Genomic DNA, 21,002 nt, shown 5'->3' on the forward strand with positions numbered 1-21,002 from the left:
GGGATTATCGGCACGCCAGCCTGGCCGGGCGCCGGAATGTTCGATCTCCGCAGATAGGGAGGCCTGGCGCCGAACACCAGAGCCGCCCGCCTTGGCGTGCCCGAAGCGGCCCCGCCCTTACTGCTGGATCGGGACCTTCCCGGCGAGGAATTCGTGCTGAGCGGTGGACTGCTTGTCCTCGACCGGGCCGCCGCGGCCGGGACCGAGCGCCGCAGTGCCGGCCGGGCGGCGATAGCCGACCGGAGGCTCGGAGAGCAGCCGCCGCGGCGGCTCTTCGCCGCTGAGCTGGAGGTCGGCGGCAGACTGGTTGCGGCGGGCCGCCAGTTCCTTGCCGATGATGATCGGCTTGATCTGGTTGTTGTAGTTGTTCGCTTCCTCGGGAAAGCTCGGCGCGGCATTGCCCGTCGAGCGGACACGGCGGAGCTCCTCCTGCGACAGCATCGGATTGTTGCGCCAGTGCGGGTTCGTGCCTGCGGGGGCACGGGCGGCGGCAGCGTCCTCGCGGCGCTTGGCCACGTCGGGATCGTTCGGCCAGGCCGCGGTGCGGTTGCTCGCCGGGGTCTGCGGGCGCGGCAGCGCCGAGCTCGGCGGAACCACCAGCGGCGGACGCTGGCGGTATTCGATGTCGTCACCGGACTTGCCGCCAATGACGCCTTCGAGCAGGTTCTTGAAGAGCACGCCCTCCTGAGCCTGCGCGGGCTGGACCGCCAGAAGAAGGCCGCCGGCCAACAGCAGATGCGTCACGCGGATGCGGTGAGCCATGTCAAACCTCCCTTGAGGAAATCTCTTCCCCGCCTCAAACCCCAGACGAACGGCAAAACGATGGCGAAGATCGCTTCAAGCCGTCTTTTCTGCTCCGGGGCGGAAGGACTCATATAGCAGCCCGACCACCCCGACAACGATGGCCACGTCGGCAATGTTGAAGATGTACCAACTGAAGTCGCCATAATGCAGGTGAACGAAGTCGACGACGGCACCATAGACGGCGCGGTCGAGCCCGTTGCCGAGAGCCCCGCCGACGAGCAGCGCGAGGCTGACCACCGTCAGGGTCCGCGGCTCGCGCCACATCCAGCGTCCAAGCCAGACTGCCGCGACGATCGAGATCACCACGAGGCCCCAGCGTCCGATATCGGTGCCCTGCTGGAACAGCCCGTAGGAGATGCCGCGGTTCCAGGCGAGCACGATGTTCATGAACGGCGTGACCGCGAAGGGCCCGGTCTCGGCCAGGCGCAGGCCGAAGAGCAGCCAGAGCTTGAGGGCCTGGTCGGCCAGGAAGACGACCAGGGCGATCGAGACACCGAGACGGCGGGCGGAGCTCACTGCGCGCCCCGGCCCAGTTCGCGCAGCGCCTTGGCGTCACGCGGCGTCACCGCCGGATAGGCCGCATCGGCCGTCTGCGGGTCGAAGTACTTCCACGAGCGGGCGCATTTGATGCCGTCGGCCCGATGCGGCACAACCGCGACGCCCGGCACCTCGGCGAGGCGGAAGGCGTCGGCCGGCCCCTCCCCGTTCTCGATGCGGATGCCGGAGGTGATGCTGATCTCGGCGAGATCGACGCCAGACAGTGCAGCGAGAAGATCAGCGTCCGTGACAAAGACCTGCGGCGCGGCTTCCAGCGAGGACCCCAGCCGCTTGGCGGCGCGCTCCAGTTCCAGCGCGCCGGTGACGACGCGGCGGACCTTGCGGATTTTGCTCCAGCGCTCGGCCAGCTCCGGATCGAGCCAGTCGGCGGGCGCCTTCGCGAAGAGTTCGAGATGGACCGAACCGTCGAGCGTCTTCGCCTCGGGATAGCGTTCGAGCCAGGCCTCCTCGGCCGTGAAGACCAGGATCGGCGCGAGCCAGGTCGTCAGGCAGCGGAAGAGATGGTCGACGACGGTGAGAGCGCTCTTGCGGACTTGGCTGGAGAGCGGATCGCAATAGAGCGCGTCCTTGCGCACGTCGAAGTAGAACGCCGACAATTCGGTGTTCATGAACTGCGACAGCAGGAAGACGACCTTCTTGTAGTCGTAGGTGCGATAGGCCTCCTCGACCTGCGGGCCGAGCTCGGCGAGCCGGTGCAGCATCAGCCGCTCCAGCTCCGGCATCGTCTGCGGGCCGGAAACGCGAATGTCCTCGCTGAAATGGGCGAGCGTGCCGAGCATCCAGCGCATCGTGTTGCGCAGCTTGCGATAGGTCTCGACGAAGGTCTTGAGGATCTCCTTGCCGATGCGCAGATCGTCGGAATAATCGGCCGCCGCGACCCAGAGGCGCAGGATGTCGGCGCCCGAATCCTTGATGATGTCCTGCGGGGCTGTGACATTGCCCTTCGACTTCGACATCTTCTCGCCCTTCTCGTCGAGGCAGAAGCCGTGCGTCAGCACGATGTCGTAGGGCGCGCGGGCGCGCGTGCCACAGCTTTCCAGCAGCGAGGAATGGAACCAGCCGCGATGCTGGTCCGAGCCTTCGAGATACATCACGCGGTCATTGCCGCCGTCGCCGCGTCGGCGGGCGCGCAGGTCGTCGCGCTTCTCCAGAGTGAAGGCGTGGGTCGAGCCGGAATCGAACCAGACATCGAGCACGTCGGTGACGCGCTCATAGGCCGCCGGATCGTAGCCGAAGGGCTTCAGGAAGCGGGCGCCGTCGGTATCGGTGAACCAGGCATCGGCGCCTTCGGCCTCGAAGGCCTCGGCGATGGCAGCGTTGACCTTGGCGTCGACGAGGATCGCCTTCGTCTCCTTCTCGACGAAAACGGTGATCGGCACGCCCCAGGCGCGCTGGCGCGAGACCACCCAGTCCGGACGGTTGGCGATCATGCCGTTGATACGGTTCTCGCCGGCGGCAGGGACCCATTCGGTGTCCTTGATCGCGCCGAGCGCGACCTCGCGCAGCGTGCGGTTACCGAGCGTGTCGACCGCCTTGTCCATGGCGATGAACCATTGCGGCGTGTTGCGGAAGATCACCGGCTTCTTCGAGCGCCAGCTATGCGGATACTGGTGCTTGAGGCGGCCACGCGCGATGATGTTGCCGGCCTCGACCAGCGCCTTGATGACGACGTCGTTGGCGTTGCCCTTGTCGCCCTTGTCGGTGATGACCTGCGCACCCTCGAAGCCCGGCGCCTCCTTGGTAAAGCGGCCGTCCGCGTCGACGGTGTAGGGGATGCGGGTTTCGATGCCTCGCTCGGCGAGCTGGCGGCCATGCGCCATCCAGACGTCGAAGTCCTCGCGACCATGGCTCGGCGCGGTGTGGACGAAGCCGGTGCCGGCATCGTCGGTGACGTGGTCGCCGTCGAGCAGCGGGACGTCGAAGTCGTAGCCGTGACCGCGCAGCGGATGGGCCACGGTGAGCGCAGCGAGCTGCTCAGCGGGAACGTCCGCAACGTGCTCAAAAGCCTCGACCTTCGCCGCCTTGAAGACGCTCTCGGCGAGGTTCTTCGCGAGCACATAGCTCGCGCCGACTTTGGCCCAGTTGTTCTCCGCCGCCGCCGTGACCCTGTAGAGACCGTAAGCGACCTTTTGGCTGTAGGAGATCGCGCGGTTGCCGGGGATCGTCCAGGGCGTCGTCGTCCAGATGACAACAGAGGCTGCCTTCAACAGCGTCTCGAAGGACGCCTTGTCAAAACGGGCGCCGTATTCCTCGTATTGGCTAGGAAGGATCTGAACGATCGGGAACGCCACGAAGATCGTGTCGCTCGTGTGCTCTTCGTACTCGACCTCGGCTTCGGCCAGCGCCGTCTTCTCGACCACCGACCACATCACCGGCTTGGAGCCGCGATAGAGCTGGCCGCTTTCGGCGAACTTCATGATCTCGCGGGCGATCTGCGCCTCGGCCGGATAGGCCATGGTCAGATAGGGATCGTCCCAGTCGCCCTCGACGCCGAGGCGCTTGAACTCCTGGCGCTGGACATCGACCCAGTGTTCGGCGAAGGAGCGGCATTCCTTGCGGAACTCGACGACGGGCACGTCGTCCTTGTTCAGCCCCTTGGCGCGATACTGCTCCTCGATCTTCCATTCGATCGGCAGGCCGTGGCAGTCCCACCCCGGCACGTAGTTGGAGTCGAAGCCGAGCATCTGCTGCGAGCGCGTGACGAGGTCCTTGAGCACCTTGTTCAGCGCGTGGCCGATATGGATGTTGCCGTTGGCGTAGGGCGGGCCGTCATGCAGGACGAAACGGTCCCTGCCCTTCCCGGCCTCGCGCAGCTTGCGGTAGAGGTCCATCTTCGCCCAGCGGGCGAGCAGTTCCGGCTCGCGCTGCGGCAGGCCCGCCCGCATCGGGAACTCGGTCTGGGGCAGGAACAGGGTCTGCGAATAGTCGACGGCGTCGGTCTTGTCGGTCGGCTTGGCTTGGGGCTTGTCGGTCATGGTCCGGCTCGGGCAATGCGGATGAGCCTGCCATGGTTGCCTGGCCTGGCGCTGATCCGCTGAGAAAATCAGGAAAAGCGATCGTCACCCGGCTTGCGCAAGCGCCCACGCATCAGCGCGGGGCGGCAGCCGGGCCCGTAATTCGCCGGGAAACATCGATGAACTTGGCGCAAAAGGCGAGCATGAGCGGCTTCTAGCAGGCGCACGCTAAGGAAGGAAGGGCGCTGTCTTGGCCAGGATGTCGCGCGCCCGCAGGCTGTCGGCATCCATCTGCGCGATCAGCGCGTCGAGCGAATCGAACTTTTCCTCGCCGCGCAGCCACTCGACCAGCGCGACATCAACCTGCTTGCCGTAGAGATCGTCCGAGAAATCGAAGACGAAGGTCTCGAGCCGCGGCGCGCCGTCGTCGAAGGTCGGCCGACTACCAAAGCTGGCGACACCATCATGCCAGAGGCTGTCGATCTTCATCCGCACGGCATAGACTCCGAACTTTAACCGGCAGTCACGGGCAAGATGCATGTTGGCGGTGGGATAGCCGAGATCGCGCCCGCGCTTGTCGCCATGGGCGACCACACCGCGCACGAACCAGGGCCGGCCCAGGAACTCGCCGGCGCGAGCGACGTCACCCTGCTCCAGAAGGTTGCGGATCAGCGTCGAAGAAACCGGCTCGCCGGCCCAGGCATAGGGTGCGACGACGGTCACGGGAACGCCGGCATGCATCGCCCGCGCCTCGAGCATCTCCGGTGAGCCACTGCGACCCTGCCCGAAATGGAAATCATAGCCGCAGACGAGGCCTGCGGCGCCGAGCTTGCCAAGCAGGAGCTCGTCGACGAAGGCCTCGGCGTGAATCGCGGCGATCTCGCGGTTGAACGGCAGCACGAAGGTCAGCGGCAGGCCGGCCTGTGCCAGCAGTTCAGTCTTCACCGCCGGCGGCGTCAGGCGGAAGACCGGCTGCTCGGGACGGAAGACGCTGCGCGGATGCGGCTCGAAAGTGAGCGCCGCTGCCCGGGCGCCGAGCCTTGCCGCCATTTCGCCTGCGACCCGCGCCAGCTCGGCATGGCCGCGATGGACGCCGTCGAAATTGCCGAGCGCGATGACCGAGCCACGCAAGGCGTCGGGAACCGGCTTGTCGAGATCGAGCACGAAACTTGAGGTGGCGTCGGCGGGAGTGGTCATCGGGCAGGACTATCCGGGCGCCCGAGGCGCTGGCCGGGCAGGCCCGTCATTGGGCAGACGCGGCGAGGCGTCAAGCCGGCAAGCTCAATCCCCCGCGCCAGCGACCTTGCCGTCCTTGGGCCGGGACGGCGGCAGGGCCACCCAGGCCTCTCCCTCCAGAACGGCCTTGCCGTCCACCAGGCATTCGCAGAAGAGCCGTGCGCGGCGGCGTTCGGCCACAAGCTCCACGACCTCGACCCGGGCGGTGACGACATCGCCGATCTTCACCGGAGCGAGGAAGGTCAGGGTCTGCGACAGATAGACTGCGCCCGGCCCCGGCAGCCGCGTGCCGAGCAGGGCGGAGACCAGGCTCGCAGTCAGCATGCCATGGGCGATGCGCTGGCCGAACTTGGTGCTGGCGGCGAAGCGGTCGCAGAGATGAATCGGATTGGCGTCGCCCGACAGGTCGGCGAACAGCGAAATGTCGCGCTCCATCACCGTCCGCATCAGGCTTTCGCTCTGTCCGACGGTCAGGTCCTCGAAGGCGTGGACGGTGTAAAGTGCGCTGTTCATCGGTGTGACCGGCTTTCGTCGCCGGCGCGGCGCGGGGTCCGCTGCCGGGATCGCTGTCTCACGGCGAACCTCTCACAGCCGGCGCGGGCCGGCCATTGGACTTTGGTGGCCTCGCAAGAAGTCGAATTACCCTGCGTCAGTCCGAGATCGGATTAACAGCTTTGAAAGCCGGAGCCGGTATGACCTTCGACCTGTAGCCGCCTTGATCGAGGCAGCGCGGCGTGGGTATCGCCCCGCGCCGTCACTGTTTGCTTGGAGCACCGCAATGGCTCTCGACCCTTCCATGCCCATTCTGGTGGTCGATGATTACCAGACGATGGTCCGGATCATCCGTAACCTCCTGAAGCAGCTCGGCTTCGAGAATGTCGACGATGCCTCCGACGGCCAGGCTGCCATCGCCAAGATGCGCGACAAGCAGTACGGGCTGGTCATCTCCGACTGGAACATGGAGCCGATGACCGGCTTCGAGCTGCTGCAGCGCGTGCGCGAGGAAGACGCGCTGTCGGCGACGCCCTTCATCATGGTCACCGCCGAGTCCAAAACCGAGAACGTCATCGCCGCCAAGAAGGCCGGCGTGAACAACTACATCGTCAAGCCGTTCAACGCGCAGACGCTGCGCTCCAAGATCGAATCCGTCGTCTGCGCCGCCTGAAGAAGAGCCTGCTTCTCGTCGACAGACGTGTCACCAGACGAGATGCGGCAGCGCATAGGCCGGGCGATGGCTCTGCCGCTCGAACCAGCCATGGCGCTGGTCCCATGAAGCTTCCATCAGGTCCTGGGCGTGAATGCCCGCCAGCACCATGATCCCCGTCGCGCCGAAGGTGTCGGCGCCGGCGATGTCGGTGCGGATCGCATCGCCGATGGCGCAGATCCGATCGCGCGCGATCGGAGCGCCGCGCTTCTCCTGTGCGAGAGCGAGCGCGGTGTCGTAGATCGGCCGGTGCGGCTTGCCGGCATAGACCACCTTGCCGCCGCGTTCCTCATAGGCCAGCGCCACAGAGCCGGCGCAGGGTACGATCTGGCCGCCGCGCTCGACGACCAGATCGGGATTGGCGCAGATCATCTCGAGGCGGCGCGCAGCGAAGCCGGCAAGCAGGCCAGCGTAGCTCTCGGCGGTCTCCGTCGTATCGTCGAAGAGGCCGGTGCAGAGCACATACCTCGCCTCATCCGGCCCGACCTCCGGCGCATCGAGCCCCGCGATCAGCGGCAGGTCGCGATCGGGGCCGAGCCGGAAGACCGGCTGGCCGGCGCGAGCCTGGATCAGCGCGCGGCAGACGTCACCGGATGTCACGATCGCGTCCCAGGCCGCCTGGGGCACATTGAAGCCGGCGAGCTGGCGCGCGATCTCGGCGTTCGGCCGCGGCGCATTGGTGACGAGGACGACGTTGATGCCCCGCTCGCGCATCGCGACCAGCGCCGCAACCGCGTCCTCGAAGGCGGCGACGCCGTTGTGGACGACGCCCCAGACATCGCAGAGGCACAGATCGAAACGGTCCGCGATCTCGGAAAAGCCCGACAGTGGACGGGTTGCGGCGATGTTCAGAGACGGCACGGCGGATCACTTCCTCTGGCTGCGAGCTTTCGCTCTACAGCATCAGGGCCGATCCCGCATCCGCAGCGATGCGCCGGCGCCCTGCCCGGGCAGCGGAGATCGCGCGAAGCCTTCGGCTCCTTCGACGATAGCCGCTCAGGCGCTGGCGCGGCGCAGGACCGAGCGGAACGACTGCCGCTCCGGGGGCGCCTCACGCGCCGGCGAGCCCTGCTCCGCGTCCTGCCTCGGGGCGGGCGCGGCGGCGGGATGACCGACGACCTCGGCCGGCGGACGTTGCGCGGCCGGCTGCGGGGCCGGTTCGGGCGCAATCGGGGCGGGTTCGGCGAAGACGTCGGGCTTGACCGGCCGCGGCGGCGAGAAGACGAGCCCCTGCGCCATCATGACGCCGAGGTCGATCATGTCGGCGACTGTCGGATTGTCCGCGACCTCGTCCGCGACCAGGACGATCGAGGCCCGCGCGAGCAAGGTCGAGAGGTCGCCGGCCGCAATGTCCGTCGCGGCGCCGCCCTCGGCATGTTCCATCAGCAGCGCCGCCGGCGCCTTGACGAAGCGGATGCCGCGATCGAACAGCGAGACCGGATCGAGCCGGAGATCGACGAGCTGATCGAGCGCGAAGCGCACACCATTGGCCGACATCGCCCCAAGCAGTCCCAGGCTCGTGGGATCGAGGCCGCGGAAGACGCTCTGCGGCATCTCGATGATCAGGTTGCCCGTATGCTCGCGATACTTGTCGAGAATGCGCGACAGGGTCACCAGCGCCTTGGAAGACGCCCAGGTCGCCGCGCCGAAATTGCAGGAGACGAAAAGCTCGCCCTCCTTCGAGCCAAGATGGCGGGCGATGGCGAGCGCGCGGGTCAGGACGAGCGCGTCGAGCGTTGGGCCGAAGCCGCGCTCCTCGATGACGGACAAGAACTCATGCGGCAGCAGGAGTGTATTCTCGTCGAGCCGCAGGCGCACCAGTGCCTCGTAACCCCGGGTACGACGCTGCGGTAATTGCACGATCGGCTGCAGGTGAACCTCGACCTTGCCCTCGGAGAGAGCGGCGCTGATAACGGCGGCACGCTCCGCCTCCGCCCGCTCCTTGGCCTGTCGCGCGGCCTCGGCCCGCTCGGCCGCCATCGCCTGCAGACGTTCCTGCCGGGCCGCTTCGGGATCGACGACCACGACGGGCGCCTCGACGCGCTGCGGCTGGACGGACTTCGACTGGACCGCGGCTAGCGCCGCGTCATGGTCCGCCAGCGTCGTTGCGACCTGATGTATCAGGTCTCCCAGCAGCCCGACCTCGGCGGTCAATTCATTGATGGCGGCGCGTGCGGGCACCGCATCGGCCTCGCGCATCGGCATCTGCTCGACGCGGGCCGACAGGGCATCGAGCCGGATCGAGCTGGTCGCGAGCCGGACCTTGACCTCGCCTATCGCGGCCAGAACCTGCTCGCGCTGAGCCAGGCCACGCTTCTCGAACAGCCAGAAGGAGCCGATCGAGCCCGCCCCCGCCAGCAGCAAGCCCAGCGCGGTGCCCAGCGGGGTCGGCAGCAAAAGCAACAGGACCGCGCCCGCCGACAGCCCGGTGACGGCGCTGGCGAGAGGATGCAGGGCATTCGGTCGGAGACGGGCCAAGGCAGCGATCGCGCAAGGGGTTGATCGGAAAAGGACGGCGAATCACACCACTGCGACAAAGATTAACCTCACGCCCGACGGCAAGCGAGCATTTGCCCCATTCACCACGCGGCGAAGTGCCGAAACCGGTGATAGACGACTGCGGCCAGGGGCTTTCCCGGTCAGGGCTGCACGATGGCGAGATCGGACAGGATGCGTTCGGTGACCTCGGGACCGAAACCGCGGCGCATTAGCCAGACCTGCGGCTCGGTCTCGAAGAGCCGCGAACTCCGGCGCAGGGCGGCGATCGCCTCGGCCTTGTCGGCTTCCTTGCCGAGCTGCGCCGCCTGGAGGGCCCGACCGAGCATGGCATAGGGATTCGAATCGGCCGCCAGAAACTCGGCATGGCCGCGCGAGATCTGCCGGGCGCCGAGCAGATGGGCGCCGAGCAGGGCGAAGAAATCATAGGCAGGCGGACGGCCGGCGCTCAGTTCGATGGCCCGCTCGAGCAGCGGCATGCCCTCGGCGGGGCGATTCAACTGAATGAACCGCGCGCCGAGACTGGCCATGATGTCCGAATCATAGGGATTGCGGATCAGTGCCTCGCGCCCTGTCCTGATCGCCTCCTCCGACGCCCCGCGCGCGAACAACACCTCCATCATCGCCTGCTGGGCCCGCGCGCTGGAGGGCGACAGCCGCACGGCGGTGAGAGCCGCCGAAAGCGCACGTTCGAGGGGCGAGCCCGGCTGTGGATTGAGGCCGGAGGTGTACTCGGCCAGAGTGAGGAAGGAGAGCTGCACCCAACCGGGGTAGAAAGTCGCATCCTGATCGACCAGTTCCTGCACGCATTTGCGGGCCGCAAGATGATCCTCGGGCTTGAGCGAGCGACGGACATCGATCGCCTGATAGATGCAGCGCATCGGCCCGGAAGTCGCGTTCTGGCGGATATCAGCGTGGATGATGCCGAAGGGCTCGGCCAGACGCGTCGCCAGCCGCCGGGCGACGTCCGGCAGATCGCCATCGCCCGAGCTCAAGGTCCGTGTCGAGGACCCCGACCAGACGATGCGGCCATCGCGTGCCGAGCGCAGGCGGGCGAAGCCCTCCAACGTCCCGTCGATCGTCTGGGTACTGATCTCGAAGATGTAGTCGGCCCCGGGCAGCGGTGCCTGGCCGGGAGACGGAGCCCTGACCGTGACGAGATCGTCGAAGCGGGACATGGCGTCGGCAAGTATGCGGGCAAACCGGCGCGCCGGCTCGGCGAGTTGCGGGTCACTGGGCAGGTCCGGAATCGCAATCGCCACGACCGTCACCTCGAGCGGCCGGGTCCGCGCGGTGGCCTCGTGGCTCGGGGCCGGCGCGACGGCGGGCGCCGCAGTCGAGGCTGCGCGCTCCGGCCTCGGGCTGAGCAGGCCGAAATACCAAGCTGCCAGCGGCAGTGCGACGCATAGGCCCAGGGCAGCGACGAGGGGCCAACGCCTGGCCGCCCGACGCTCGTGAGGCGTCTCCGGCACCGGGTCCGGGCTATCGCTCGCCTCGGGCTGCGGAGCGCCGACGGGTTCCTCCTGCGCGGGCTGATCGAGCCCCGCCGCCTCGGTATCCGGCGGCCCGACAAGGTCGAATGCCGGGACATAGGCCCCGACCGGCATGGTGATCCGCAGGGGATCCGCTGCGCCCTCACCGGCATAATATTGTGCCAGTGCCCGACGCAGGCGGCCGGCCTCGACGCGCACGATCGGATCGGCCTGAGGATCGAAATCGGCGGAACGGCCGAAGGCCTCGACGGCAATCGTATAGCCCTTCAGCTCCGCGCTGCGTCCTTCGACGGCGCGCTCGACGATGAAGCCGAGAAAGGCGGAAAGCTGCGGCGCAGCACGAAAGGCATCGGACGCGAGAACACGCACGAGGCTCGCGCGAATCAACGCATGGAATTCGCCATCCGGCCGCTCCGACGCTGGCTCACGATCGTCCATCGGGGTCCGGTTCAGTTTTGCGCCCCTTCCCAATTTACGCCAGAAGCGACGCAACGTCACCTTGCCGTGCGATCAACCACCCGCTCTCCCGTGGGGCGCAGGGATGCCGCGTCGCGCCGACGATTTACACCCCGTGTCGGGCTGTTAGGTTGAAGGAAGATTAATCTCAGGATGGCCCGATGCCCTTGTCCACAACCCCGATCGCGACCCCCAACGACCTCGAAGCCTTTTGGATGCCGTTCACGGCAAACCGCTCGTTCAAGAAGAACCCGCGGATGGTCGCCCGAGCCGAGGGGATGTTCTACTATACGCCCGACAACAAGCCCGTGATGGACGGCACCGCCGGCCTCTGGTGCTGCAATGCGGGCCATTCGCGCGAGCCGATCATCCAGGCGATCCAGGCGCAGGCGCGCGACCTCGACTACGCCCCCTCCTTCCAGTACGGCCACCCCAAGGTCTTCGCGGCCGCCGCCCGCATCGCGGCGCTGGCGCCGGGCGATCTCGACCATGTCTTTTTCGCCGGCTCGGGCTCGGAGGCGGCCGATTCGGCGCTCAAGATCGCGCTCGCCTACTGGAACGTCTCCGGCAAGGCGGCGAAGACCCGCCTGATCGGCCGCGAGCGCGGCTATCACGGCGTCGGCTTCGGCGGCATCTCCGTCGGAGGCATGTCGAACAACCGCAAGTTCTTCGGCTCGCTGCTCACCGGCGTCGACCACATCGCCCACACCTATGACCGCGAGAAGCAGGCCTTCAGCAAGGGCGAGCCGGAATACGGCGCGCATTTCGCCGACGATCTCGAGCGCGTCGTAGCCCTGCACGACGCCTCGACCATCGCCGCCGTGATCGTCGAGCCGATGGCAGGCTCGACCGGCGCCCTGCCGCCGCCGAAGGGCTACCTCAAGCGCCTGCGCGAGATCTGCGACAAGCACGGCATCCTGCTGATCTTCGACGAGGTCATCACCGGCTTCGGCCGCCTTGGCTTCGCCTTCGCCGCCGAGCGCTACGGCGTGATCCCCGACATGATCACCTTCGCCAAGGGCGTGACCTCGGGCACCGTACCGATGGGCGGCGTGATCGTGCGCAAGCACATCTACGACGCCTTCATGGGCGGGCCGGACAATGTGATCGAGCTCTTCCACGGCTACACCTATTCGGGCCACCCGCTGGCCGCGGCTGCCTCGCTCGCCACGCTCGACATCTACCGCGAGGAAGGTTTGTTCGAGCGCGCCCGCGCCATGGAGGGCGCCTGGGCCGACGCGGTGATGAGCCTGAAGGGCGAGCCGAACGTCGTCGACATCCGCACGCTCGGCCTCGTCGGCGCGGTCGATCTCGCGCCCCGCGCCGAGGGTGCCGGAAAGCGCGGCTTTGATGCGATCGAACGGGCCTTCCATGAGCACGGCCTGATGATCCGCACCGCCGCCGATACGATCGCCTTCTCGCCGCCGCTGATCATCACGGAGAGCCAGGTCGAGGAGCTGATCGGCAAGCTGCGCGCGGTGATCCGCGCCGTGGCGAACTGAGATTGCGTTCGGCGGAACGGACCACGCCGTCATTCCGGAACGAGCCAAGGCTCGTCCTCGGAGTGACGGCCTGCCCGAGCACAGCCCGCGAGGGATGAATTCTCTCATTATACGGCCATCCGGAGATAATTCGTTCTCAGTCAGCGTGATTTTTCCCAGCAACGTTCTTTATTCCGAACGAAGCCTTGACCTTCCCCGAGACATTTCCGTAGAGCCTGCGCTTCCCCGCAGCCCTTCGGATGATCATGTCGCTTCGTATCGTTGCCGCCGGCCTCGCCGCACTTCTCGCCCCCGCGCTTGTCAGCCCTGCCCTCGCCCAGTCATCGAAGCCGCTTCGCATCGGCGTGTTGAACGACATGGCCGGCATCTATGCCGACATGGCAGGCCCCGGATCGGTGATCGCCGCGCAGATGGCGGTCGAGGATTTCGGCGGCGAAGTGCTTGGCCGCAAGATCGAGATCCTTGCCGGCGATCACCAGAATAAGCCGGATGTCGGCTCGGCGCTGGTCAATCGCTGGATCGATGAGGATGGCGTCGATGTCATCGCCGACATCCCAACCTCCTCGGTGCTGCTCGGCATTCAGGAGATCGGCCGGCGCAAGAACAAGCTTGTGCTGGCCTCGACCGGCGGATCATCGGACTTCACCGGCAAGTTCTGCGCGCCGACCGGCATCCACTGGACCTATGACACCTATGCGCTGGCGGTCGGCACCGGGCTGCCCCTCGCCAAGGAAGGTCCGTGGTTCTTCATCACCGCCGACTACGCCTTCGGCCATGCGCTGGAGCGCGATACCTCGGACGCCGTGACGAAGGCCGGCGGCAAGATCGTCGGCGGCGTCAAGCACCCGCAGGGCACGAGCGACTTCTCGTCCTATCTGCTGCAGGCGCAGAGCTCCGGCGCGAAGATGGTCGGCATCGCCTCCTCCGGCGCCGACCAGATCGCCACCATCAAGCAGGCGACGGAGTTCGGCCTGCCGCAGACCGGCGTGAAGCTCGCGGGCTTGTATCTCCACATCACCGACATCCATGCCATCGGCCTACAGGACGCGCAGGGGCTGATCCTGACCCAGGCCTTCTACTGGGACCTGAATGAGGAGACCCGCGCCTGGTCGAAGCGCTTCTACGAACGGCACAAGGCGATGCCGACCATGGGCCAGGCCGGCACCTATTCCTCGATCCTGCACTACCTCAACGCCGTGAAGGCCGCCGGCACCGCCGAGACCGAGAAGGTGGCGGCGCAGATGAAGGCGACGCCGGTCAACGACTTCTTCGCCAAGAACGGCAAGATCCGCGAGGACGGCCGCATGGTGCACGATCTCTACGTGCTGGAGGTGAAGAAGCCCTCCGAGTCGAAATACCCCTGGGACTATCTCAAGTTGATCCGCACCATCCCCGGCGACCAGGCCTTCCGGCCGTTGGCGGACGGCGGCTGCCCGCTGGTGAAGTGACGCCGGTTCAGGCGCGCCGCAGCTTGTCGTAGCGCGCCTTCACCCTGTCGCGCTTGAGGCGCGACAGGCGCTCGATCCAGAAGATGCCGTCGAGCTGGTCGATCTCGTGCTGGTGGCAGACGGCGCGGAAGCCATCCGCCTCCTCGACCCGCTCGTTGCCGTCAAGGTCGCGGTAGCCGATGCGGACGCGGGCGGCGCGCTCGATCTCCTCGGTCACCCCCGGCATCGAGACGCTGCCCTCGGTCGCGCGCTGCGTCTCCGGCGACGACCAGAGCAGTACGGGATTGACATAGGTCCGCACCTCGCCCGGCGTCAGCTCGAGCACGACGAGGCGCTTCATCACCCCGACATGCGGTGCGGTGATGCCGACACCAGGCGCCGCCCGCATCGTATCGAGCAGGTCTGTCGCGAGCTCGCGCACACTCTCGTCGAAATCCACCACCGGCGCGGCCGGCAGCTTCAGGCAAGGATCGGGAAAGCGCAGGATCGGACGGATGGACATCAAATGTCGCCCCAGTCACGACGCCGCGCCGTGAAGCAGCGAAAGACGTAAGGGTAAGGCACGAGGCCGTCGCGGCCGATCAGATCCCTCGCCTCAGCGAGCAGGATCCTGCGCGCCTCGTCCTCGCCAAGTGTATCGAGAGCTCCCCGGGCGTAGGAAGACGACAGCACGAGCTCGGTGAAAGCCGATGGCTCGAGGCTGAGCACCACGCGTTCGCTCGCCTCGCTAACGTTCGCGAAAGCCGACAGACAGGACAGTTCCGCCTGATAATTCGGCCGTGAGTTGCCCCGCGGGCTGCCGTGGCGGCCGAGAAAAGCCGTGGCGACAGCCGGAGCCGGAGCGGTTTCGTCTCTTATGTACTCGACGATGGCGAGCAGACCGTCGCCGGCGAGCACGCGGGCCGCTTCGGCATAGAAGCGCGTCCGCTCGAACCAGTGTGCCGCCGTTGCGGCTGTGACCGCGCGGGCGGCGCGGTCCTCGACCGGCAGCGCCTCGGCGGCGCCAGCCTTGAAGGCGATGGAAGGTTGCGTCGGGCGGGCCGTCGCCTGCGCGCGCATCGCGGCCGAGGGCTCGATGCCGACGAGGTCGACGTCGGCCGGCAGCGCGGCCCGCAACTGGCGGGTGAAAATGCCGGTGCCGCTGCCGACGTCGATGACGAGACCCGGCGGCCCGGCGAGGATGGTGCGCACGAGATCGCCGATCAGCCCGGCCGGATAGTCAGGCCGGGCCTCGGCATAGCGTGCTGCCCCGGCGGAGAAGCGCTCACCGTGCTCGGGCGCACCCGGCAGGGTCACGCCGCCGCCTTCTGCGCACCGTAGTAGCTCTCCCCCGTCTTCGCCATGCGCTTGAGCTGGCGGTTGGGCTTGAAGCGCTCGCCATGCTTCTTCGCCAGCGCCTCGCAGAGCTTCACGAAGGCGGCGGCGCCCATATTGTCGATGAAGCTCAGTGTGCCGCCGCTATACGGTGCGAAGCCGAAACCGATGATCGAGCCGACATCGGCCTCACGCGGGTCGGTGACGACGCCCTCTTCATAGGTCCGCGCGGCTTCGAGCGCCTGCGTGACCAGAAGGCGGTGCTTGAGCTCATCCATGTCGACCTGCTCCGGCGCGAGCTGCTTGCCGACGAGATCGGCAAGCCCCGGCCAGAGGCGCTTGGGGCCGGCTTCCGGATAGTCGTAGAAGCCCTTCTTGTTCTTGCGGCCGAGGCGGCCGTGCTTCTCGACCATGTCGGAGAGCAGCTTCTCCTGCGCCGGATCAACGGCTCCCTCGCCGAGTTGCGACTTCGTCGCCTTGAGCACCTTGAAGGCGAGGTCGACCGCAACCTCGTCGTTGAGCGAGAGCGGGCCGACCGGCATGCCGGCCTGCTTGCCCGCCGCCTCGATCATCGCCGGCGGCACGCCCTCCATCAGCATCAGGTGGCCTTCGCGGATGTAGTTGCCGACGCAGCGATTGGCGTAGAAGCCGCGCGTGTCGTTGACCACGATCGGCGTCTTCTTGATGGCGCGGACGAAGTCGAGCGCCATGGCGAGCGCCTTCTTGCCGGTCTTCCTGGCCATGATCACCTCGACCAGCAGCATCTTCTCGACCGGCGAGAAGAAGTGGATGCCGATGAAGTTCTGCGGCCGCTGGCTCGCCGTGGCGAGGCCGGTGATCGGCAGCGTCGAGGTGTTGGATCCGAAGATGGTCTTCGGCCCGACGACGGCCTCGACCTTGGCGATGACTTCGGCCTTGACCTTCGGATCCTCGAACACCGCCTCGATGACGAGATCGCAGCCCTTCAGCGCGGCGTAGTCGGCCGTTGCCGTGACGCGGCCGAGCAGCGCGTCGCGGTCGGCGGTCTTGGCGCGGCCCTTCATGATCTGGTCGGAAACCAACTTGTGAGAATAGGCCTTGCCCTTGTCTGCGGCCTCTTGATCCCTGTCGACAAGGACAACCTCGATGCCCGCCAGCGCCGTGACATAGGCGATGCCGGCGCCCATGAAGCCGGCGCCTACGACGCCAACCTTCCTGAGCTTGCTCGGTGGGACATCGGCAGGGCGGCGTGCGCCCTTGTTGAGCTCCTGCATCGAGACGAAGAGCGAGCGGATCATCGAAGCCGCCTCCTTCGTCCGCAGGATCTTGGCGAAGTAGCGGCTCTCGACGCGCAGGCCGAGATCGATCGGAAGCTGGAGCCCCTCATAGACCGCGGACAGGATCGCGCGGGCAGCCGGATAATTGTCGTTGGTCTCGCGGCGATAGATCGCGTTGGCGGGCGGCCAGATCTGCATGCCGGCCGGCGAATAGACCTTGTTGGAGGGGAGCTTGAATTTCGGATCGTCCCAGGGCGCCTTGGCCTGCGGATTGGCCTTGAGCCACTCCTTGGCGTTCGCGACGAGCTGGTCACGCGGCACGACGGCGTGGACGAGGCCGGTGTTCCGCGCCGGCAGCGCCTTCACCTGCTCGCCCTTGAACATCATCTGGAGAGCGTCGCCGGTCTGCATGAGGCGGGCGACGCGCTGCGTGCCGCCGGCGCCGGGGAACAGCCCGACCTTGATCTCTGGCAGGCCGACGCGGGTCGAGGCATCGTCCGAAACGACGCGATACTGGCAGGCCAGCGCCAGCTCGAAGGCGCCGCCCAGGCAAACGCCATGGATCGCGGCGGCAAAGGGCTTCCCGCAGGTTTCGAGCTTGCGATAGAGCAGCGAGAGCTTGCGGCTCTCGTCGAAGAAGCTCTGCATCGCGGCCTGCTCGCCCTTCTCCTTGGCGAGGCGGATATAGAGATCGCGCAGGCCCTGGAGCATGGTGAGGTCGGCGCCGCCGGAGAAGGCCTCCTTGCCGGAGGTGACGACGCAGCCCTTGATCGCCTCATCGGAAGCGACCTTGTCGATGATCTGCTCGATCTCGGCCATCAGTTCGGGGGTGATGACGTTCATCGAGCGGCCGGGCATGTCCCAGGTCGCGGTGGCGATGCCGTCTGCGTCGACGTCGAAGCGGAAATTGACGAGGTTCATGACGGCTCTCCTCAAACCCGTTCGATGATGGTGGCGACGCCCATGCCGGCGGCGACGCAAAGGGTGACCAGCGCGGTGTTCTTGTCCGTGCGCTCAAGCTCGTCGAGGACGGTGCCGAGGATCATCGCCCCCGTCGCGCCGAGCGGGTGGCCCATCGCAATGGCGCCGCCATTCACGTTCAGCACCTCGTCGTCGATGTCGAAGGCCTGCTGGTAACGCAGCACGACCGAGGAGAAGGCCTCGTTCAGCTCGAACAGGTCGATGTCCTTCGTCGTCATGCCGGCCTTCTTCAGCACGCGCTCGGTCACGTCGACCGGGCCGGTCAGCATCAGCGCGAGGTCGGAGCCGATCGTGGCGAAGGCCTTGATGCGAGCGCGAGGCTTGAGGCCGGCTGCCTTGCCGCCTTTCTTCGAGCCGACCAGCACGGCGGCGGCGCCATCGACGATGCCCGAGGAATTGCCGGCATGGTGCACGTGGTTGACGTATTCAACATCGGGATGGGCAGCGGTCGCGACCGCGTCGAAACCGCCCATCTCGCCCATCTGGACGAAGGAGGCCTTCAGCGCGGCGAGCGCCTGCATGTCGGTGCCAGGGCGGATCGTCTCGTCACGGGCAAGGATGGTCAGGCCGTTGACGTCGGTGACCGGGACCACCGAATTCTTGAAGCGGCCCGCCTCCCAGGCGGCATGGGCGCGCTTGTGCGAACGCACGGCATAGGCATCGACATCATCGCGCGAGAAGCCGTATTTCGTCGCGATCAGGTCGGCGGAGACGCCCTGCGGCATGAAATAGGTGTCGATCGCGACCGAAGGGTCGACCGCGATGGCGAAGCCCGAGGCGCCCATGCCGACGCGGCTCATGCTCTCGACGCCGCCGCCGATCGCCAGCTCCTTCTGGCCGGACATGACCTGCGCAGCGGCGAGGTTCACCGCGTCGAGCCCCGAGGCGCAGAAGCGGTTGATCTGGATGCCCGGCACCTCCTTGCCGTAGCCGGCCTTGAGCGCGACGGTGCGGGCGATGTCGGCACCGGCCTCGCCGACCGGATCGACGCAACCGAGGACGACATCCTCGACCAGCCCGACATCGAGGTCGTTGCGCTCGCGGATCGCACGCAATGTCGTGGTGCCGAGCTCGATCGCCGTGACCTCGTGCAGCGAGCCGTCGGCCTTGCCCTTGCCGCGCGGCGTGCGGACATGGTCGTAGATGAATGCGTCTGCCATCGAGGGCCTCCCGGGCTGGCCGCTCACGGGCGGCTCGTTGTGTCCCCCCGCCGTCATGGTCGGGCTTGACCCGACCATCTCGTGGCGAGGACGATCCTTCAAGAGACGCCCGGGGCAAGCCCGGGCATCACGCGCCGCGACGGCGCGTCAGAACTGATCGGCGTCAAGCGCCATGGTGCTGTCGGCTCCCGCCGTGATCCGTGCCAGATGCACGGCGGTCTCTGGCAGCGAACGCTCCATGAAGAAGCGGGCCGTGACGAGCTTGCCGTTCATCCGCTCGGTGGCGCCATTGGCGCCGGCCTTGAGCTTGTCCTGCGCGACCCTGGCGATCCTCGCCCACATATAGCCGAGCGAGACGAGCCCGAGCAGGTGCATGTAGTCGGTGGCGCCAGCGCCGGCATTATCGGGCTTGGCCAGCGCGTTGTTCATGAACCACATCGTCGCCTGCTGGAGATGGCCGAGCGAGGCCATCAGCGGCGTCAGCAAGGGCTTCAGCGCCTCGTCCTCGGCGTTCTCCTTGAGGAAGCCGCCAACCTCGTTGAAGAAGGCCATGATCGCGCGCCCGCCGTCGCGGCCGAGCTTGCGCCCGACGAGATCCATCGCCTGCACGCCGTTGGCGCCCTCATAGATCATGGCGATGCGGGCATCGCGCACGAACTGCTCCATGCCGTGCTCGGCGATGTAGCCGTGGCCGCCGAACATCTGCTGGGCCTTCACCGCATTGTCGAAGCCGACATCGGTGAGCACGCCCTTCAGCACGGGTGTCATCAGACCGAGCTGGTCGTCGGCGGCCTGGCGGTCGGCCGCATCGCCGGAGCGATGGGCGACATCGGACTGGATCGCGTTCCAAAGCACGAAGGCGCGGGCGGCCTCGTTGAAGGCCTTGATCGACATCAGGGTGCGGCGCACATCGGGATGGACGATGATCGGGTCTGCCGCCTTGTCTGGGCTCTTCGGCCCGGTGAGCGAGCGCCCCTGGAGGCGGTCCTTCGCGTAGGTCACCGCGTTCTGGTAGGCGACCTCGGACTGCGCCAGCCCCTGGATCGCGACGCCCAGACGCGCCTCGTTCATCATCACGAACATGGCGTTGAGGCCCTTGTTCTCCGCGCCGATGAGCCAGCCTTGCGCCCCGTCATAGTTCATGACGCAGGTCGAATTGGCATGGATGCCCATCTTGTGCTCGATCGAGCCGCAGGAGACGTGATTGTTCGCCCCGACCGAGCCGTCCGCGCCGATCACGTTGCGCGGCACGACGAAGAGCGAGATGCCCTTGACGCCGGCGGGCGCGCCCTCGATGCGAGCGAGCACGAGATGGATGATGTTCTCGGTGATGTCCTGCTCGCCGGCCGAGATGAAGATCTTGGTGCCGGTGACGGCGTAGGAGCCGTCGCCATTGGGGACGGCCTTGGTCTTGATCAGGCCGAGATCGGTGCCGCAATGCGGCTCGGTCAGGTTCATCGTGCCCGACCAGGCGCCCTCGATCATCTTCGGCAGATAGGTGCGCTTCTGCTCGTCCGAGCCATGGACGTTGAGCGCCGCGATCGCCCCCATGGTCAGGCCGGGATACATCGCGAAGGCCATGTTCGCCGAGGAGGCGAACTCGTTCATCACGGCGCCGAGCGTGTAGGGCAGGCCCTGCCCGCCATATTCGGGGTCCATCGCCAGCCCGATCCAGCCAGCACCGGCATAGGCTTCATAGGCTTCCTTGAAGCCTTTCGGCGTCGAGACGCTGCCGTCCGCGCCACGTGTGCAGCCCTCACGATCGCCGGACATGTTGAGCGGCTGGAGGATTTCCTCACAAACCTTGGCGCCCTCGCCGAGCACCGCCTCGACCACATCCGGCGTCGCATCGGCGAAGCCCGGCAGGTTGTTGTGGCGCTCGATGTTGAAGACGTCGTTCAGCAGGAAGAGCGTGTCCTCGACCGGGGCCTTGTAGATCGGCATGACGTTCCTCCTCATGTCGTCGCGGGGCCGCCTATTCACGCTTCAGCGGCACTTGATAGTTTACATATAAACCATCTTCGCGCGATTGGCAAAGGCGCGCCAGTGGAATTTCACGCGGTGGCGCCGCCGCATCGTGCCGCCGCCGGCCGAGAAACGCAAAACGCCCCGGCCAAACGGCCGGGGCGCAAAATCTCAC

At 66.9% G+C, this 21,002-nt stretch carries 16 protein-coding genes; 3 read left to right on the plus strand and 13 right to left on the minus strand.

Features of this window, described 5'->3' with window-relative positions; all coding sequences use genetic code 11:
- Positions 1–117: 117 nt before the first annotated feature.
- From VGN82_RS19935 to VGN82_RS19955, 5 genes are all read right to left on the minus strand, one after another.
- Positions 118–762, minus strand: coding sequence for a hypothetical protein (locus tag VGN82_RS19935; RefSeq protein WP_327528781.1), 645 nt, complete (start codon positions 760–762; stop codon positions 118–120).
- A 75-nt stretch (positions 763–837) separates the two neighbouring features.
- The gene (gene lspA / locus VGN82_RS19940; protein WP_327528782.1) at positions 838–1,320 is read right to left on the minus strand and encodes a signal peptidase II; all 483 of its coding nucleotides are present in this window, start codon (positions 1,318–1,320) and stop codon (positions 838–840) included.
- On the minus strand, positions 1,317–4,337 hold the full coding sequence (gene ileS / locus VGN82_RS19945) for an isoleucine--tRNA ligase (RefSeq protein WP_327528783.1): 3,021 nt from the start codon (positions 4,335–4,337) through the stop codon (positions 1,317–1,319). The genes lspA and ileS overlap by 4 nt, the downstream gene beginning before the upstream one ends.
- A 207-nt stretch (positions 4,338–4,544) precedes the next feature.
- Entirely contained in the window at positions 4,545–5,513 is a 969-nt protein-coding gene (locus VGN82_RS19950; RefSeq protein ID WP_327528785.1) for a bifunctional riboflavin kinase/FAD synthetase, read from the minus strand.
- A gap of 84 nt (positions 5,514–5,597) precedes the next feature.
- On the minus strand, positions 5,598–6,065 hold the full coding sequence (locus VGN82_RS19955; protein ID WP_327528786.1) for a MaoC family dehydratase: 468 nt from the start codon (positions 6,063–6,065) through the stop codon (positions 5,598–5,600).
- 265 nt (positions 6,066–6,330) lie between these two features.
- On the opposite strand from VGN82_RS19955, the gene VGN82_RS19960 reads away from it, so the two are divergent.
- Positions 6,331–6,717 carry a response regulator gene (locus VGN82_RS19960; protein WP_327528787.1) on the plus strand — a complete coding sequence of 129 codons (387 nt, stop codon included), beginning with the start codon at positions 6,331–6,333 and terminating at the stop codon, positions 6,715–6,717.
- Positions 6,718–6,747: 30 nt separating this feature from the next.
- Here the strand turns inward: VGN82_RS19960 and VGN82_RS19965 are convergent, their stop codons facing one another.
- The 3 genes from VGN82_RS19965 to VGN82_RS19975 all read right to left on the minus strand — a co-directional run bounded on the left by VGN82_RS19965 (position 6,748) and on the right by VGN82_RS19975 (position 11,114).
- Positions 6,748–7,617, minus strand: coding sequence for a TIGR01459 family HAD-type hydrolase (locus VGN82_RS19965; protein WP_327528788.1), 870 nt, complete (start codon positions 7,615–7,617; stop codon positions 6,748–6,750).
- A 135-nt stretch (positions 7,618–7,752) separates the two neighbouring features.
- Positions 7,753–9,234 carry an EAL domain-containing protein gene (locus tag VGN82_RS19970; RefSeq protein ID WP_327528789.1) on the minus strand — a complete coding sequence of 494 codons (1,482 nt, stop codon included), beginning with the start codon at positions 9,232–9,234 and terminating at the stop codon, positions 7,753–7,755.
- 161 nt (positions 9,235–9,395) lie between these two features.
- Entirely contained in the window at positions 9,396–11,114 is a 1,719-nt protein-coding gene (locus VGN82_RS19975; protein ID WP_327528790.1) for a hypothetical protein, read from the minus strand.
- A 248-nt stretch (positions 11,115–11,362) separates the two neighbouring features.
- Here VGN82_RS19975 and aptA point away from each other — a divergent pair, with 248 nt between their 5' ends.
- Together aptA and VGN82_RS19985 are read left to right on the plus strand one after the other, a co-directional pair.
- Positions 11,363–12,703 carry an omega-aminotransferase AptA gene (gene aptA / locus VGN82_RS19980; protein WP_327528791.1) on the plus strand — a complete coding sequence of 447 codons (1,341 nt, stop codon included), beginning with the start codon at positions 11,363–11,365 and terminating at the stop codon, positions 12,701–12,703.
- A gap of 245 nt (positions 12,704–12,948) precedes the next feature.
- Positions 12,949–14,151 (plus strand): ABC transporter substrate-binding protein, encoded by a 1,203-nt coding sequence (locus tag VGN82_RS19985; protein WP_327528792.1) that lies wholly within the window; start codon positions 12,949–12,951, stop codon positions 14,149–14,151.
- Positions 14,152–14,158: 7 nt separating this feature from the next.
- Here VGN82_RS19985 and VGN82_RS19990 read toward each other — a convergent pair whose 3' ends face one another.
- The 5 genes from VGN82_RS19990 to VGN82_RS20010 all read right to left on the minus strand — a co-directional run bounded on the left by VGN82_RS19990 (position 14,159) and on the right by VGN82_RS20010 (position 20,806).
- Entirely contained in the window at positions 14,159–14,653 is a 495-nt protein-coding gene (locus tag VGN82_RS19990; protein WP_327528793.1) for a peptide deformylase, read from the minus strand.
- Positions 14,653–15,447 carry a class I SAM-dependent methyltransferase gene (locus tag VGN82_RS19995; RefSeq protein WP_327528794.1) on the minus strand — a complete coding sequence of 265 codons (795 nt, stop codon included), beginning with the start codon at positions 15,445–15,447 and terminating at the stop codon, positions 14,653–14,655. Before VGN82_RS19995 ends, VGN82_RS19990 begins: the two co-directional genes overlap by 1 nt.
- Positions 15,444–17,642 (minus strand): 3-hydroxyacyl-CoA dehydrogenase NAD-binding domain-containing protein, encoded by a 2,199-nt coding sequence (locus VGN82_RS20000; protein WP_327528795.1) that lies wholly within the window; start codon positions 17,640–17,642, stop codon positions 15,444–15,446. Before VGN82_RS20000 ends, VGN82_RS19995 begins: the two co-directional genes overlap by 4 nt.
- Before the next feature lie 11 nt (positions 17,643–17,653).
- On the minus strand, positions 17,654–18,862 hold the full coding sequence (locus VGN82_RS20005; protein WP_327528796.1) for an acetyl-CoA C-acetyltransferase: 1,209 nt from the start codon (positions 18,860–18,862) through the stop codon (positions 17,654–17,656).
- 147 nt (positions 18,863–19,009) lie between these two features.
- Positions 19,010–20,806: an acyl-CoA dehydrogenase C-terminal domain-containing protein gene (locus VGN82_RS20010; RefSeq protein ID WP_327528797.1), complete on the minus strand. Its 1,797-nt coding sequence runs from the start codon at positions 20,804–20,806 to the stop codon at positions 19,010–19,012.
- Positions 20,807–21,002: the final 196 nt, after the last annotated feature.

The organism is Allobosea sp. (assembly GCF_035999205.1).
Taxonomy (GTDB): Bacteria; Pseudomonadota; Alphaproteobacteria; order Rhizobiales; family Beijerinckiaceae; genus Allobosea.

Excerpts from the sequence above, each read along its gene's own strand:
- VGN82_RS20005 (WP_327528796.1), bottom strand. The coding sequence starts at position 18,862 with ATGGCAGACGCATTCATCTACGACCATGTCCGCACGCCGCGCGGCAAG.
- VGN82_RS19955 (WP_327528786.1), bottom strand. The coding sequence starts at position 6,065 with ATGAACAGCGCACTTTACACCGTCCACGCCTTCGAGGACCTGACCGTC.
- VGN82_RS20000 (WP_327528795.1), bottom strand. The coding sequence starts at position 17,642 with ATGAACCTCGTCAATTTCCGCTTCGACGTCGACGCAGACGGCATCGCC.
- VGN82_RS19950 (WP_327528785.1), bottom strand. The coding sequence starts at position 5,513 with ATGACCACTCCCGCCGACGCCACCTCAAGTTTCGTGCTCGATCTCGAC.
- VGN82_RS19990 (WP_327528793.1), bottom strand. The coding sequence starts at position 14,653 with ATGTCCATCCGTCCGATCCTGCGCTTTCCCGATCCTTGCCTGAAGCTG.
- VGN82_RS19935 (WP_327528781.1), bottom strand. The coding sequence starts at position 762 with ATGGCTCACCGCATCCGCGTGACGCATCTGCTGTTGGCCGGCGGCCTT.
- VGN82_RS20010 (WP_327528797.1), bottom strand. The coding sequence starts at position 20,806 with ATGCCGATCTACAAGGCCCCGGTCGAGGACACGCTCTTCCTGCTGAAC.
- ileS (WP_327528783.1), bottom strand. The coding sequence starts at position 4,337 with ATGACCGACAAGCCCCAAGCCAAGCCGACCGACAAGACCGACGCCGTC.
- VGN82_RS19960 (WP_327528787.1), top strand. The coding sequence starts at position 6,331 with ATGGCTCTCGACCCTTCCATGCCCATTCTGGTGGTCGATGATTACCAG.
- aptA (WP_327528791.1), top strand. The coding sequence starts at position 11,363 with ATGCCCTTGTCCACAACCCCGATCGCGACCCCCAACGACCTCGAAGCC.
- VGN82_RS19985 (WP_327528792.1), top strand. The coding sequence starts at position 12,949 with ATGTCGCTTCGTATCGTTGCCGCCGGCCTCGCCGCACTTCTCGCCCCC.